We start from the raw sequence: 14,234 nt of genomic DNA on the forward strand, positions 1-14,234 counted from the left end.
TGCGGAAAAATGAATCCCCGAATCTCAGGGCGCGTCGCGCATCGTCTGGCCGGGGTCGAAGCCGGAATCCAGCGTGATGATCTCGTCACAGGGCTCACCCGCGACGCGCGCGGCGACGATGCGGGCGGCGGCCTCGCCGATCTCGCGGCGGCGCGTGTCCATGGTGGCCAGCTGCATCGGCAGCCCGTCGAGGATTTCCACCGCGTTGAAGCCCGCCAGCCCCATCTTGCCGGGAATATCGAGGCCCTGTTCAATACAGTAGAGCAACCCGCCCGCCGCGATCATGTCATTGGAGAAATAGAGGAAATCCAGATCGTCATGGCGCGACAGCATCTCCTGCGCCAACTCGCGCCCCTTGCCGAGCGCCGAGCCGCCCGCGTAATAGATCCGGTCGGCCAGGTCGATCCCGGCCTCGCGCAGCACGCCCTCGAACCCCTCCAGACGCTTCCGCGCTCGATGATCCTCGGGCATCTTGGTGCCCATGAACCCGATCCGCCGGTAGCCGCGCTTGAGAATCTCGCGCGCCATCCGCGCCCCCGAGGCACGGTGGCTGATCCCGACCATCGCATCAATCGGGTCACCATCGGCATCCATGATCTCGACCACCGGAATGCCGGAATTGGCCAGCATCGCGCGGGAGGCATCCGAATGCTCGATCCCCGCCACGATCATTCCCGAGGGCCGCCACGAGAGCATCTCGTAGATGACCTTCTCCTCGCGCTCGGGCTCGTAATGGGTGGCCCCGAAAACGGGTTGCAGCTCGGTATCGTCCAGCATGTCGGAAATACCCGCCAAAACTTGCGGAAACACCATGTTCGACAGCGACGGAATGACCACGCCGACCAGGTTCACCCGGTTCGAGGCCAGCGCGCCCGCGATCTTGTTGGGCACGTAGCCCAGGGTCCGCGCCGCCTCCATCACCCGGTTGCGGGTGGCCTGGCTGACATCGCCGCGATTGCGCAACACACGGCTCACCGTCATCTCGGAGACGCGGGCCGCCTCGGCCACATCGCGCAGCGTCAATTGCGGCCTGTCGGTCTCGGGGGGGCGAATGGGCACCGCGCTCGGCTCCTCATGGTTGCGTTAACACCCTTGATACGCACCAATTTCGGAATTGTCCAAGCCTCTCGCCCGACGCGCGAAATTTGCCCGCACCGCTTGCGTTGCCGCGCGGAAATGCGCAGAACGGGCAGCGCGTGGCCCTGTGGCTCAACTGGATAGAGCAGCCCCCTCCTAAGGGGCAGGTTGCAGGTTCGAATCCTGCCGGGGTCGCCATTCCTACCCGTCTTCACCCAGCTTCGGCGCGGGCCTGTCCAGGGTCAGGTCGGCATCGGAAAAGGTGAAGGGCGAGCGCACTCCGGGGATACCGCCCGGCGCGATCCGCATGCCGCGCGCCTGCACCTGGGGGTCGGCGAAGACCTCGGCCAGATCGTTGATCGGCCCCGCGGGCACGCCCGCCGCCTCGCAACCCGCCAGCAGGTCGGCCTTGTCGAAGCGCAATGTCGCCTCGGTCAGCGCCTTGGTCATCGCGTCGCGGTTCTCGATCCGGTCGGCATTGGTCAGGTAGCGCGCGTCCTCGGCCATCTCGGCCAGCCCCAGGAGGTCACAGAGTCGCCGGTATTGCGCGTCATTGCCGGTGGCGATGATGATCCATCCGTCGCGGCAGTCGAACACCTGGTAGGGCGTCAGGTTCTGATGCGCATTGCCGATCCGCGCGGGCGCCTTGCCCGTCACCAGGTAATTCATCGCCTGGTTGGCCATCGCCGAGGTCGCCACATCCAGGAGCGACATGTCGATATGCTGCCCCTTGCCGGTCCGCCCGCGTTGATGCAGCGCCGCCAGGATCGCGTTCACGGAATAAAGCCCGGTCAGGATATCCGTCACCGCCACGCCCACCTTCTGCGGCTGGCCCTCGGGGTCGCCGGTGACCGACATCATCCCCGACATGCCCTGGATGATATAGTCATAGCCTGCCCGATGCGCATAAGGCCCGGTCTGCCCGAACCCGGTGATGGAACAGTAGATGAGCGCGGGGTTCACGGCCCGCAGGCTCTCGTAATCCAGCCCGTATTTGGCCAGCCCGCCAAGCTTGAAGTTCTCGATCAGGATATCCGTCCCGGCCACCATCTCGCGCACCCGCGCCTGACCTTCAGGGGTGCGGAAATCCACCACGACCGAGGCTTTGCCGCGATTGCAGGAATGGAAATAGGCCGCCGAGATGTCGCCTTCGCGCGCGACGAAAGGCGGGCCCCAACGGCGGGTATCGTCGCCATCGGGGCTTTCCACCTTGATGACCTCGGCCCCCAGGTCGGCCAGGGTCTGACCGGCCCAGGGACCGGCCAGGATACGGGCGAGTTCGAGGACCTTGACGCCCTCAAGCGGGGCCGTCATCAGCCCTCTTCGGCCAGCAATTCGTCGATGACATCTACAAAGGCATCATAGCCCATGTTCTCGTAGAACTCGCCATTGATGACAAAGCTCGGCGTGCCCCGCACGTTGGCGGCGGCGGTCTGTTCCTCCGAGACCGCAATCATCGCCTCGGCCATCGCGGTATCGGTCAGGCAGGCGTCAAGCTGCTCGTCATTCAGGCCAACGCTGCGCCCGACCCTGCGCAGGCTCTCGGCCACGTCGGCGGGTTCACCCGCCAGCCATTCCGACTGGGTTTCCATCAGCCGGTCAATCACGCCGAAATAGCGCATCTCGCCGCCGCAACGCGCGACCAACCCGCCCCAGAGGCCATAGCGATGCTGATAGACCTCGCGGAAGACGAACCGCACCTGCCCGGTGTCGATGTAGTTTTCCTCAAGCTGCGGCAAGACTTCTACGTGAAAGCGCCCGCAATACGAGCAGGTGACAGACCCGTATTCAATGATCGTGACCGGTGCATCGGGGTCGCCGATCGCCATCTCGATCACTTCGACGCTGCCCGCGTCTTCAGCATCAGCCTCCGTCTCCGTCCCGGTCCGGGCCTCCTGCGCGCTGGCGGCCAGCATGGGTTCCGCTTCGGAACCAAAGCGGTCCAGCCAGATATAGCCGCTGGCGGCGACGATTACGGCCAGCAGGCCGACTGTCAAAACGGTGCGGTTCATCAACCTCTCCTTGAGTGACTGTTCTTGGTCAGGACATTACGCGCCAGGCGTTCCAACGCGTCCTTCAGCGTGCTGTCCTTGATCGGGTCCGCGGCGACACGGGCCGCGTTCAGAATTTCGGGTGTGGGGCGGGGCGGTGCCTCGGGCTTCACCTCGAAACGCACATGCCCCTCGGCAAAGCCCACCGGCGCGGTCTGGGTGATCTGGATCTTGCTGACGGCGTTATAGCCATAGCAGGCGTTGACCTTGCCCCGGATCGCATCCTTCTGCATCTCCAGCATCGGCGCGCGCCCGCCCGTGGTCAGCAGGACCAGCGTGGCCCCGAACCCGCCCCGTGCATAGCGGATCTTGACCGGAATCGCGGCGGCGGCGGTTTCCTCGCCGACGATCTCGGCCCAATGGGTCAGCAGCTTGGTTTCGGAAAACCCGCGCTTCTCGAACGGCTGGCGCAATTGACCGGCGACCAGTTTCGACGCCGCCTCGAAGCCGCGCTTGCGGCGTTTCTGGGTCACGGGCATGGTGCGCGCGGGCGGGGGCATCGGGTTTCCTTTCGTCTTGCCTAGCTTATCTCTCCCGGCAGGGAGAACCAATGGCCTACGAACGGGGGAGCCCAAAAAACGTGCGTGACGAAGACTACAGCCCCTCCTTGCTGGCCTGGTATGACACCCATGCCCGCGATCTGCCCTGGCGCGTTGGCCCGCATGATACCGCCGTTCCCAACCCCTATTTCATCTGGCTGTCCGAGGTGATGCTGCAACAGACCACCGTGGCCGCCGTAAGGGATTATTTTGTCAGGTTCACCATGCTCTGGCCCACGGTCGAGGCGCTGGCGGCGGCCGAGGATGCCGAGGTCATGGCCGCATGGGCCGGACTTGGCTACTATGCGCGGGCCCGCAACCTTCTGAAATGCGCCCGCGTGGTGGCGGCGGATCATGGCGGGCAGTTCCCCGATACCGAGGCGGTGCTGCTGACTCTTCCCGGCATCGGCCCCTACACCGCAGCCGCCATCGCCGCGATCGCCTTCGACCGGCCCGCGACCGTGATGGATGGCAATGTCGAGCGCGTCATGGCGCGGCTTTTCGCGGTCGAGACGCCCTTGCCCGCCGCCAAGCCCGCGCTGAAATCCCGCGCCGGGGCGCTGACGCCCGAAATCCGCCCCGGCGATCACGCGCAGGCGGTGATGGATCTGGGGGCGACGATCTGCACCCCCCGCAACCCGGCCTGCGGCATCTGCCCCCTGCGCGATCCTTGTCAGGCGCGCGCGCAGGGTATCGCGGCCGAGCTGCCCGCCAAGACCCCGAAGAGGCCCAAACCCATCCGCCACGGCATCGCCTATCTCGCGCGCCGCGCCGATGGCACATGGCTCTTGGAAACGCGCCCCGAAAAGGGGCTGCTCGGGGGCATGCTTGGCTGGCCGACGACAGAATGGGTGGAGGAGGCCCCCGCCCCGTCCCCACCCATCGCCGCCGACTGGCACGATCCGGGGCTGGAGGTGCGCCACACCTTCACCCATTTCCACCTGCGCCTGTCGCTGAGGCTTGCCCATCTGCCCGCAGGCACACCCGGCGATTTCCGCCCGCTCCGCCCCGCCGACCTGCCCACGGTGATGCGCAAGGCGCTTGACCTTGCGAAACCCGCTTTTGATCGGGATTGAGTTTCCCTGCGCGGGTCGTAGAATTGACAAACCTGTCAGGAAAACCTGACAAACCCGTCAGGAATATCACGCATGAGCCGCCCCATGACCGCAAGTGCCGAGGTCGCCCGCATCCAGAATGCGCTTCCCTTCTGGATCACGCTGATCCTTGTTCCGCTGGTCTGGACCGGCGCGCTGCAAGGCGGCTGGATGCTGTTCCTGGCCCCGGTCTACGCGCTGGCGCTGACCTCGATCCTGGACCAGATTTCCGGCCTGAACACAGCCAATCCCGACCCTGAAACGCCCGAGGCGAGCCTCTTCTGGTATCGCCTGATCACGCTGATCTGGTTCCCGCTTCAGATCGTGACGCAACTGGGCCTGATCTGGTACGCGACCCGTGCCACGCATCTGTCGGGGGCCGAAAAAGCGTTGCTTTTCTATAATGTAGGGCTGATGGCCGGGGGCGTCGGGATCGTCTACGCGCATGAGCTGATGCACCAACGCACGAAGCTTGAGCGCTGGCTCGGCGATCTCCTGATGGCCTCGGTCCTCTACAGCCATTTCCGCAGCGAACATCTGCTGGTCCATCACATCCATGTCGGCACGCCGAAAGACCCGGTCTCGGCGCGCTATAACGAGGGGTTTCACCGCTTCTTCCTGCGCGTGCTGCGCCAATCGCCCGTCTCGGCCTTCCGCGCCGAAAAGGCGATGCTGGCGCGCAAGGGGCTGCCCTGGCATCACCCCTCGAACCCCTTCTGGCGCTACTGGGCACTGCAGGTCGGCATGCTTGCACTGGCGCTGATCCTCGGCGGATGGGAAGGGATCATGTGGTTGATCGTGCAGGCATTTTTCGCGATCTCCTTCCTCGAACTGACCAACTACGTCGAGCATTACGGCCTGACCCGGAAGCATCTGGAAAACGGCCGCTATGAGCATGTCCAGCCGCATCACAGCTGGAACGCCTCGCATCGCGTCACAAATTGGCTGCTGATCAACCTGCAGCGCCATTCCGACCATCACTACAAGCCGAGCCGCCGCTTTCCGCTGTTGCAGACCTACACCGATGCCGAGGCCCCGCAACTGCCCTTCGGCTACCCGGTGATGACGCTGATGGCGCTGGTCCCGCCGCTCTGGCGTCGTCGCATGAACCCGCGTGTGCGGGCGTGGAGGGCGCGGTATTATCCCGAGATTACAGACTGGTCCGCCTACAACAAGGCGCGCAATCCGATGCCGCGTTAAAGGCACTTTGCGTCAGCCTTGAATCGAAAAACGCTGCCTCTCTCGTTGGTCGAACGCGCCTTTCGCTCCACCTTGTCGCTTTGAAAATGCAACGTGCTGACGGCAAAAAGCCCCGCCGATCCCGGACCGGCGGGGAAGTCGCGTGCGCCGCAAGAAGGGCGCACGGGCGGTATCGGTCTACTTCGGAGTCATCTCGGAGCGGATCTGCTGGCGCAGAAGGTCGATCGGCACGGTCTTGCCCTCGCGGCGGAAATGCCAATAGGTCCAGCCGTTGCAGCTTGGCGCGTTCTCCAGCTTGGCCCCGACCTGGTGGATCGAGCCCTTGGCATCCGACATCACCAGCGTGCCATCGGCGCGGATCTTGGCGATCTTGCCGCGCGGGCTGACCAGTTCCTCGCCGGGGTTCAGCAGCCCACGTTCGACCAGCTGGCCAAACGGCACGCGCGGTTCGGCGCGTTTGGATTGCGTGACCTCCAGCGAGGTGCGATCGAATTTCCGTATGGTTTTCAGGCGCTTCTCGGCGACATCGCGATACGCATCCTCGCGCTCGATCCCGATGAAATCGCGGCCCAGTTTCTTGGCCACCGCGCCCGTGGTGCCGGTGCCGAAGAACGGGTCAAGGACCACATCGCCGGGGTTGGTCGTTGCCACCAGGATGCGGTGCAGCAGGCTTTCGGGTTTCTGCGTCGGGTGCGCCTTGTCGCCCTTTTCGTCCTTGATCCGCTCATGCCCGTTGCAGATCGGCAAGACCCAGTCGGATCGCATCTGCACGCCCTCGTTCAGCGCCTTCAGCGCCTCATAGTTGAAGGTGTATTTCGCGCCCTCGGATTTCGAGGCCCAGATCATCGTTTCATGCGCATTGGTCAGCCGCTTGCCACGAAAGTTTGGCATCGGGTTCGACTTGCGCCAGATCACGTCGTTGAGCAGCCAGAACCCCTGATTTTGCAGCTCATACCCGACGCGGAAGATGTTGTGATAGCTGCCGATCACCCAGATCGCGCCATTGGGTTTCAGTACCCGCAGTGCGGCCTTCAGCCAGGCCTTGGTGAACGTGTCATAGACAGCGAAACTGTCGAACTGGTCCCAGGCATCGTCGACCGCATCGACCATCGAATTGTCGGGGCGGTGCAGGTTGCCCTTGAGTTGCAGGTTATAGGGCGGGTCCGCAAAGATGAGGTCCACGCATGCCTCGGGCAGGCTGTTCATCACGTCGATGCAGTCACCGGGCACAATTGTATTGAGCGGAAGCGTATCAGCCCCCGTTTGGGTCGTTTTTTTCGTCATCTCTGCCTCTGCGTAGACGCCTCTGGCGGGCGCTGATGTGTCGCTCAAGAATGAGTCAAAGCCGATTCGCGGTCAATTTCTTTTTTGAATCAAGAGGTTGCAGATGATGCTTGATACAAGATATTGTGGACCGGCTTGAAGCTTCGTCTATGGTGGGGGGTGACCCCTAAATCTTGAAGGGCCTGACGATGCAGCGGCGTGGGGTATCCGGCGTTCCGCTCCCATCCGTAGCCGGGATATTGTTGCGCCAATGCACACATCGCCCGGTCGCGGCTTGTTTTCGCCACAATTGAGGCCGCGGCGATGGACAGGCTGATCCCGTCGCCCTTGATCAGCGGCGTGGCGGGGCAGCAGAGGCCCTGGGGCAGGAAATTCCCGTCGATGAGGGCATGATCGGGCGGGGTTCGCAGCCCCGCGACCGCGCGGGTCATGGCAAGCAGGCTGGCATGGAGGATGTTGAGGCGGTCGATCTCCTCGACGCTGGCAATGCCGATGGCGACATCCGCGCAGGCCAGAAGCGCATCGTTCAACTCCAGCCGCCGCGCCTCGCTCAACTTCTTGGAATCGTTCAGTCCGGGAGGGATTCGCAGAGGATCCAGAACCACCGCCGCCGCCATGACAGGGCCCGCCAGCGGACCGCGCCCGACCTCGTCGACGCCTGCGACGCGCAGGCCCGAGCGGGTCTCATGGCTGAAATCGGGGCTGAAATCGGGGGTCGGACTCATGCGCCTCAGAAACCACGGCGCGGACGGGGGCGCAATAAAAATGGCGGCGGGGCCCTGACCCCGCCGCCGTCCACCGCACTGCTCGATGGACTATTCCTGTGTCAGGAGCGCACCCAACCGTGACGATAAAGGCACTGCGCATCGTAGACATGACGCCAGCCGCGATTGGTGAAGACGCGATCCAGGCAGGATGACGGCAGCTGGTTGGCGTAGTAGCTGGACTGCATGCACTGCGCGCCGAAGCCGCTGAAATGCCCCTGCGGGCCGCTGAAACGGGTGTAGCAGCGTGACGGCGCGACCAGGCTGTGCCGGACCGGGGGCACGATCACTTGCCGGGTGGGCGGCGCGTAATGCGGATGACCATTGTTGCGGTTGTTGTTCAGGACGGTGCCGAGCAGGGCGATGCCCGCTGCAGCGCCGAGGAACCGGCGCAGGTTTTCATTGTCGGCTTGCGCGGGCGTCGTGCTGGCGACAATGCCGGTCAGGGCAAGGGTCAGCGACAGCGATGCCGCGGCAAGCAGTCTGGGAAGGGATTTGAACATGACATCTTTCTCCGAAAGGAAAGGGGACAAGGGCAGGGCCGCGTTGATGCGGGAATGTCCAATTTTCCTCCCGTGTCGCCCGGACAGGCAATATCAGGGGCGCGCTATCCGATAACATCACGGAAAAAAGCCAATGATATTGCATGACAGGGCCGAAAGCCCCTAACTCCACCCCATGAAACACGCTCTCCTCACCCTTGCCCTCCTGGGCTTTGCCTCTGTCGCCACCGCGGCCAACGCAACTTGTTACGCCGATTACAAGGCAAAGATGGATAACCCGCTGCGCCTGCATTACGGTGTTATCGAGCTGCCGGCCTCCGCTTGCAGTGTCGGTGCCGCAGCGCCCGTCATTTCAAGCCGTCTGACAGGCGGTTGGCAGCTTCTGGAGGTGATGTCGGTCTTTGACGAGTCCGGCCTCGATTCGAGGGAAGCGCGTGCAGGACAATACTACCTTAGTTTCTGAGACCCGGATCAGCGGCACCCGCGTGGTGCAGATCGGGATCGTGATCGTCGTCGCCATTCTGACCGTGACGGCGATCCTGCTATTCACCTATCTGCCCGATGCCAACGCGTTCAACGCGGCGGTCGAGGAGATCTTTGTCGTCAACGACGCGCTGACGACCAGTGAATCCATAAGAATCCTTGAGATCCTGGCCCAATCCGGCACCGCCTTTTCCAAGGTTCTGGCTAGCTACCGGGCGATCATCTTCGTGCTGATCCTCTTTGCCACCGCACTGCTGGTGGCCTGCCTGATCTTTCTCGTCACCATCATCACGCTGAACAAGCGCATGGGCGAGATCGAAAAATCGGGCATCCAGGTCTCCTCGCTGATCGTCAGCCGGGAGGAGAGGATCGTCTACCTCAACAACATGGAATTCAAGCTGACCGGCGCCGCGATGGAGACGTTGTCGGTGCTGGCCGAGGCGCGGATGGATGATGACGTGCTGTCGGGCGCGGAAATCGAGGCGATGGTGTCGGGCAAGGATGCGGCGGATTGCGAGGAAGCGGCGGGGGCCACGCGAATCAAGCGGCTGCGTGATACGCTCGGCAACCAGATGGTCAGCGAGCTGTTGATCAAGAATATCGCAAGGCGCGGTTACATGCTGTCGATCGACAAGGATGTGATCAAGATGGTCTGAGGTGTCTCCGACGCGCGCCATGGTGGGCAAACTGCCCACCCTACACGTAATCCGAATCAGCAGTTGTTCGGGCGTCCCCGACCGTATCCCGAGGCGTCCGAGATGCGGCCATTGTCGCTATCCGTCGCGCCCGTAGGCGTACCTCCCGATCCTCGCGGGCAATTAGCACCATCAGTCCACGACCCGCTATCTCCATCGGCGGCCTGCGCGCTTGTCGGCAGAAGGACCGCCGCGCTGCCAATTGCCGCCATACCGAGGAAGTAGCGCCGGGGCGGGCGCAGCGTCTCGATATCACTGTCTTTCAGGGTCTTGGGCATGTCGTGGCTCCGGGGGAATCGGCGATCCGCGCCAGTGTAAAGGGCGCAGACCGTTCTCTATCATGTCAGAGCTGCGGCGTCAGCAATAAGGACGTCCGCGCCCAAATCCGCCGGCATCGGTGATGCGGCCATTGTCCCGATCGGAGACGCCGGTGTAGCCGCCCCCGCCGCCACGCGGGCAGGATCCGGTATCGGTGTAGGTTCCACTGTCGATATCGGCGGCCTGTGCCTGGCCGGGGGTAAGCGCCACGATACCACCGGCTGCGAGCAGGCCAAGCACGGCCCGCCGCGCCGGGCGGCTTGTGGTGATGTCGGAATCGCTGAGCGTTTTCCGGGGTTTGTCTGGTTTTCTCATCTCATGGCCTTTCGTGTTGCCATTAAGAAAATGTGGTATTTACACTATGTATATAGGGACTATGCTTGACCTGTCAAGCCGAGTCGCGCTGACGCCCGCGTGATGGCGGTTGCCTGCCATGTGCCGCAGCGGCTAGCCTGAGCCCTGGATGGAGGATCTGCCGATGACCCGCGATTTCGACTGGACCATTGCCCCGGTATCGTCCGAGGCCTTCTTTCGCGACAGTTTCGAGAAGAAGCACCTGGTGATCCGCCGCGACGATCCCGGCTATTACGCCGGCCTGCTGTCACTGGCCGATATCGACTGGGCGCTGACCACGCTTGGCCTGTCGGTTCCCGAGGTCAACGTTACCCGCGCCGATGCCGAGATCACGGCGGCGGATTTCGCCTATGGGAATGGGTTTGTCGATCCGGTGGCCGCGACGCGCCTCTTTGCCGACGGGGCCACGATCATCCTGTCGAATCTTCAGGAACGCCTGCCCAAGCTCGCCGATTTCTGCCGCGCGCTGGAAAAGGTGTTCAGCGCGCGGGTGCAGACGAATATCTACCTGACCCCCGCCCATAGCCAGGGCTTCAAGGCGCATTACGATGGTCATGACGTGCTGGTGTTGCAGATCGAGGGCACCAAGGAATGGCGCATCTATGACACGCCCGTCGCGCTGCCGCTGGCCGATCAGGGCTTTGACCCGCATGACGTGCCCATCGGAGACGAGACCGACCGCTTCGTCCTGGGCCCCGGCGACATGGTCTATGTCCCGCGCGGGCTGACGCATGATGCGGTCTCGACCGACCAGACCTCGCTGCATATCACCACGGGGCTGATGACGCGCTCCTGGGCCGACCTGATGGTCGAGGTGGTGCGGATGCTGGCGCATGACGATGTCGCCTTCCGCGAAGCGTTGCCGCCGGGCTTCACCGATGAGGGCTACGATTCGCGCGCGGCGCAGGCCAGGTTCGATGCGCTTCAGAAGAAGCTCGCCGCCGCCGATCTGGGGCCGGTGCTGGATGCCTTCCGCGATGATTTCATCGACACGAGGCTACCGCGCGTGCATGGCCAGATGCAGGAACTGGTGAAGATGGCGGGATTGTCGCCCGCCTCGCGCCTGGTTGCGCGGCCCAACCTGATCTACCGGCTGATGGATGTTCCGGGCAAGGACGGGGCCGAGGATATGGTCGCCGTTTCCTGCCAGGGCGCGGTCCTCAGCCTGCCCGCCTATGCGAAGGGTCCGCTGGCCCATGCGCTGTCGGGTCAGGTCTTCACACTGGCCGATCTGCCGGGCGATCTGGACGAGGAGGGGCGCGCGGTCCTGATCCGCAGGCTCTTGCGCGAAGGGCTGGTGATGTTCAGCGACTAGGCCGACCTTTTCCCGTCAACACCCGGTTCAACCCCGCATCAAGCGGCCCCCAGTCGTCGATCCTGAGCCGCACCGGCACCGTCAGAACCTTCTGCCGGAACCGCCGGGGCAGGCGCACCGCGTCCTTTTCCGTCGTCACCAGTTGCGCGCCAAGCCGGACCGCATCCTGTTCCAGCCGCGCCATCAGTGCCTCGGTCAGCGGCTGGTGATCGCTGAGCGCCTCGCCGTGTTTCAGGTCCACCCCCATCGCGCGCAGGGTGGCGAAGAATTTCTCGGGGTAGCCAATGCCCGCGAAGGCCAGCACGGGCAGCCCCTCGAAAGGCAGACCCGTGGGCAGGGGGGCGAGGTGGCCGGTCAGGTGAGGCACGGTGATCTTGTCCCGCCATCCGTCCCGGAACCGGGCCTGCGCGGCCTCCGGCCCGATGCTGAGCAGCAGGTCGGCGCGGGCGAGGCCGGTGGCGACGGGTTCACGCAAGGGACCGGCGGGGATGACGCGGCCATTGCCAAATCCGCGCGCGGCGTCGACGACGACGATGGACAGGTCCTTGTGCAGGGCGGGGTTCTGGAACCCGTCATCCAGCAAGATCGCCTCGGCCCCGGCGGCGACGGCGGCCTGCGCGCCCGCCAACCGGTCCTTTGCGACCCAGACCGGCAGGAAGGCGGCCAGCAGCAGGGGTTCGTCTCCCACCTGATCGGCGCGGTCTTTCGCCTCGACCACCCGGTGCGGCCCCGCCACCGTGCCGCCATGGCCCCGGCTGACCACATGCGCCTGCACCCCGCGCGCAGAGAGCCTCTCGGCCAATGCGATCACCGTCGGCGTCTTGCCCGTGCCGCCCGCGCTGAGGTTGCCGACGCAGATCACCGGAACGCCGACGCGCGCGGCTTTGCCCTTCGCCAATCGCCGTGCCGTGCCAGCCGCATAGAGCGCACCAAGCGGGGCGAGGGCCGTGCTGAGAACCCCGGCGGGGCGCTGCCAGAACCCCGGCGCGCGCATCAGGGGGCCAGCCGTGGGGCGCTGTCGAGCCTGTCCAGCAGCATCTCGAGCGCCTGATCGGTCACATCCGCCCCGGCCGAGCAGACCTCCCAGGCCGCATGGGCCAGTTCGGCGGCCTTGTCGGGGTTCTGCAGGTCGGTCACTGCCTCGGCCAGCGATCCCGGCGAGGTGACGAGGCGCGCGGCGTGCGCCTCGGTCAGACGCTGGAAGATATCGACGAAATTGGTCACATAAGGTCCATGCAGGATGGCCGAGCCGAGGGCGGCGGGCTCGAACGGGTTATGCCCGCCAATGGGCTCCAGCGAGCCGCCGACAAAGCTGATCGGGGCCAGCCGATACCACAGGCCAAGCTCGCCCATCGTGTCGGCCAGGTAGACCTGCGTGTCGGTGTCAGGAAGCTCACCTTCCGAGCGGCGCGCGACGCTCAACCGATGGCGGTCGATCAGCGCGGCCACTTCATCGGCGCGGTTCGGATGGCGCGGGACCAGGATCAGCAGCAGCCGGTGATTGACACGCAGCGCCTGGATGTGGGCCTCCAACACCTTCTCCTCCTCGCCCTCATGGGTCGAGGCGGCAAGCCAGACGGGGCGTCCGTTCAGGTGCCGCGCCATGCGGGTGCGCTCGGCCTCGTCGACCGGCAGGGCGGCGGCGCCTTCCTTGAGCGTGCCGGTGACATGCAGACGCTCGGCGGGCAGGCCGAGGCGGCGCAGGTATCCGGCGGTGATGTCGTCCTGCACATGGGCGATGTCGAACTTGCGCAGCAGTTTGCGCACCATGGGCCGCAGGAACCAGCGCCACCGGTCATGGCTGGCCTTGGACATGCGCGCGTTGATCAGGACCATGGGGATAGCCCGCGCGCGGGTTTCGGTCAGCAGGGCGGGCCAGAACTCGCTTTCCGTCCAGACCGCCAGATCGGGCTTCCAATGGTCGAGGAACCGGCGCACCCAGGGCAGCACGTCCACGGGCACGAACTGGTGCACGGCACCTGCGGGCAGGCGGGCGGCCATCACCTGGGCCGAGGTGACGGTGCCGGTGGTGACCAGGAAATTCAGCTCGGGCCGGTCTTCGCCCATGCGGCGGATCAGCTCCAGCAGGGACAGGGATTCCCCGACGCTGGCGGCATGGAACCAGATCAGCGGACCCTTCGGGCGCGGTTCAGACGGGATGCCGCGCCGTTCATCCAGCCGGTCCTCGTCCTCCTTGCCCGCCGCCAGCCGGTCGGCAAGCTTGCGTTCGGCATAGCGCGTGGCGCGGGCCGAGAAGGCCAGATAGGCGGACAGCGCCAGGGAGATCGCCATATGCGGGGCTCAATTGTCCAGTTCTTCGGTGGGCGAGGCCTCGGCCTCTTCATCGCGCAGGCGGTGAATATGCGCGATGTAATAGCGCATATGCGCGTTGTCGACGGTGCGCTGCGCCTCGGATTTCCAGGCGTCATAGGCGCTGGCGTAGTCGGGGAACATGCCGACAAGGTGAATGTCGTTCACATCCTTGAAGGCATTGCGCGAGGGGTCGATCAATTCGCCGCCAAAGACAAGGTGCAGGCGTTGGGTCATCTCGGGCCTC

Annotated in this window: 16 protein-coding genes and 1 tRNA gene; 6 read left to right on the plus strand and 11 right to left on the minus strand. The window is 64.6% G+C overall.

All coding sequences use genetic code 11. From position 1 onward, the window contains the following. Positions 1 to 24: 24 nt before the first annotated feature. Positions 25 to 1,059, minus strand: coding sequence for a LacI family DNA-binding transcriptional regulator (locus HNS34_RS12475; RefSeq protein ID WP_328700524.1), 1,035 nt, complete (start codon positions 1,057 to 1,059; stop codon positions 25 to 27). Between the two features lie 139 nt (positions 1,060 to 1,198). Between HNS34_RS12475 and HNS34_RS12480 the strand changes: the two genes are divergently transcribed. Beyond that, a tRNA-Arg gene (locus tag HNS34_RS12480) sits at positions 1,199 to 1,275 on the plus strand. Positions 1,276 to 1,278: 3 nt separating this feature from the next. Here the strand turns inward: HNS34_RS12480 and HNS34_RS12485 are convergent. Genes HNS34_RS12485 through HNS34_RS12495 form a run of 3 tightly spaced genes read right to left on the minus strand, consistent with a single transcriptional unit; the run spans position 1,279 to position 3,628 of the window. Next, positions 1,279 to 2,391 (minus strand): CaiB/BaiF CoA transferase family protein, encoded by a 1,113-nt coding sequence (locus HNS34_RS12485; RefSeq protein WP_172320410.1) that lies wholly within the window; start codon positions 2,389 to 2,391, stop codon positions 1,279 to 1,281. Further along, complete coding sequence (locus tag HNS34_RS12490; RefSeq protein ID WP_172320411.1) at positions 2,391 to 3,089, minus strand: DsbA family protein; 699 nt, start codon at positions 3,087 to 3,089, stop codon at positions 2,391 to 2,393. Before HNS34_RS12490 ends, HNS34_RS12485 begins: the two co-directional genes overlap by 1 nt. Further along, positions 3,089 to 3,628, minus strand: a complete 540-nt coding sequence (locus HNS34_RS12495; RefSeq protein WP_235952720.1) for a DUF721 domain-containing protein — start codon at positions 3,626 to 3,628, stop codon at positions 3,089 to 3,091. Before HNS34_RS12495 ends, HNS34_RS12490 begins: the two co-directional genes overlap by 1 nt. Before the next feature lie 50 nt (positions 3,629 to 3,678). Here HNS34_RS12495 and mutY point away from each other — a divergent pair, with 50 nt between their 5' ends. Beyond that, positions 3,679 to 4,743, plus strand: coding sequence for an A/G-specific adenine glycosylase (mutY, locus tag HNS34_RS12500; RefSeq protein WP_172320412.1), 1,065 nt, complete (start codon positions 3,679 to 3,681; stop codon positions 4,741 to 4,743). Positions 4,744 to 4,827: 84 nt separating this feature from the next. After that, the gene (locus tag HNS34_RS12505; protein WP_172320622.1) at positions 4,828 to 5,961 is read left to right on the plus strand and encodes an alkane 1-monooxygenase; all 1,134 of its coding nucleotides are present in this window, start codon (positions 4,828 to 4,830) and stop codon (positions 5,959 to 5,961) included. 177 nt (positions 5,962 to 6,138) lie between these two features. Here HNS34_RS12505 and HNS34_RS12510 read toward each other — a convergent pair whose 3' ends face one another. From HNS34_RS12510 to HNS34_RS12520, 3 genes are all read right to left on the minus strand, one after another. After that, positions 6,139 to 7,245, minus strand: coding sequence for a site-specific DNA-methyltransferase (locus HNS34_RS12510; protein WP_172320413.1), 1,107 nt, complete (start codon positions 7,243 to 7,245; stop codon positions 6,139 to 6,141). 89 nt (positions 7,246 to 7,334) lie between these two features. After that, complete coding sequence (locus tag HNS34_RS12515) at positions 7,335 to 7,970, minus strand: ribonuclease HII (protein WP_172320414.1); 636 nt, start codon at positions 7,968 to 7,970, stop codon at positions 7,335 to 7,337. A 101-nt stretch (positions 7,971 to 8,071) separates the two neighbouring features. Continuing rightward, positions 8,072 to 8,512: a hypothetical protein gene (locus tag HNS34_RS12520; RefSeq protein WP_172320415.1), complete on the minus strand. Its 441-nt coding sequence runs from the start codon at positions 8,510 to 8,512 to the stop codon at positions 8,072 to 8,074. 175 nt (positions 8,513 to 8,687) lie between these two features. Between HNS34_RS12520 and HNS34_RS12525 the strand changes: the two genes are divergently transcribed. Then, positions 8,688 to 8,975 (plus strand): hypothetical protein, encoded by a 288-nt coding sequence (locus HNS34_RS12525; protein ID WP_172320416.1) that lies wholly within the window; start codon positions 8,688 to 8,690, stop codon positions 8,973 to 8,975. Next, entirely contained in the window at positions 8,947 to 9,651 is a 705-nt protein-coding gene (locus HNS34_RS12530) for a winged helix-turn-helix domain-containing protein (RefSeq protein ID WP_172320417.1), read from the plus strand. Before HNS34_RS12525 ends, HNS34_RS12530 begins: the two co-directional genes overlap by 29 nt. Positions 9,652 to 10,047: 396 nt before the next feature. Here HNS34_RS12530 and HNS34_RS12535 read toward each other — a convergent pair whose 3' ends face one another. After that, complete coding sequence (locus HNS34_RS12535; RefSeq protein WP_172320418.1) at positions 10,048 to 10,323, minus strand: hypothetical protein; 276 nt, start codon at positions 10,321 to 10,323, stop codon at positions 10,048 to 10,050. A gap of 163 nt (positions 10,324 to 10,486) precedes the next feature. Here HNS34_RS12535 and HNS34_RS12540 point away from each other — a divergent pair, with 163 nt between their 5' ends. Continuing rightward, the gene (locus HNS34_RS12540) at positions 10,487 to 11,677 is read left to right on the plus strand and encodes a cupin domain-containing protein (protein WP_172320419.1); all 1,191 of its coding nucleotides are present in this window, start codon (positions 10,487 to 10,489) and stop codon (positions 11,675 to 11,677) included. Here HNS34_RS12540 and lpxK read toward each other — a convergent pair. Genes lpxK through HNS34_RS12555 form a run of 3 tightly spaced genes read right to left on the minus strand, consistent with a single transcriptional unit; the run spans position 11,667 to position 14,224 of the window. After that, positions 11,667 to 12,671 (minus strand): tetraacyldisaccharide 4'-kinase, encoded by a 1,005-nt coding sequence (lpxK, locus tag HNS34_RS12545; RefSeq protein ID WP_172320420.1) that lies wholly within the window; start codon positions 12,669 to 12,671, stop codon positions 11,667 to 11,669. The genes HNS34_RS12540 and lpxK overlap by 11 nt on opposite strands. After that, on the minus strand, positions 12,671 to 13,969 hold the full coding sequence (locus HNS34_RS12550) for a 3-deoxy-D-manno-octulosonic acid transferase (RefSeq protein WP_172320421.1): 1,299 nt from the start codon (positions 13,967 to 13,969) through the stop codon (positions 12,671 to 12,673). The genes lpxK and HNS34_RS12550 overlap by 1 nt, the downstream gene beginning before the upstream one ends. Positions 13,970 to 13,978: 9 nt before the next feature. Then, entirely contained in the window at positions 13,979 to 14,224 is a 246-nt protein-coding gene (locus tag HNS34_RS12555; protein WP_172320422.1) for a DUF4170 domain-containing protein, read from the minus strand. Positions 14,225 to 14,234: the final 10 nt, after the last annotated feature.

Source organism: Alterinioella nitratireducens, assembly GCF_013155465.1.
Lineage (GTDB): Bacteria > Pseudomonadota > Alphaproteobacteria > Rhodobacterales > Rhodobacteraceae > Alterinioella > Alterinioella nitratireducens.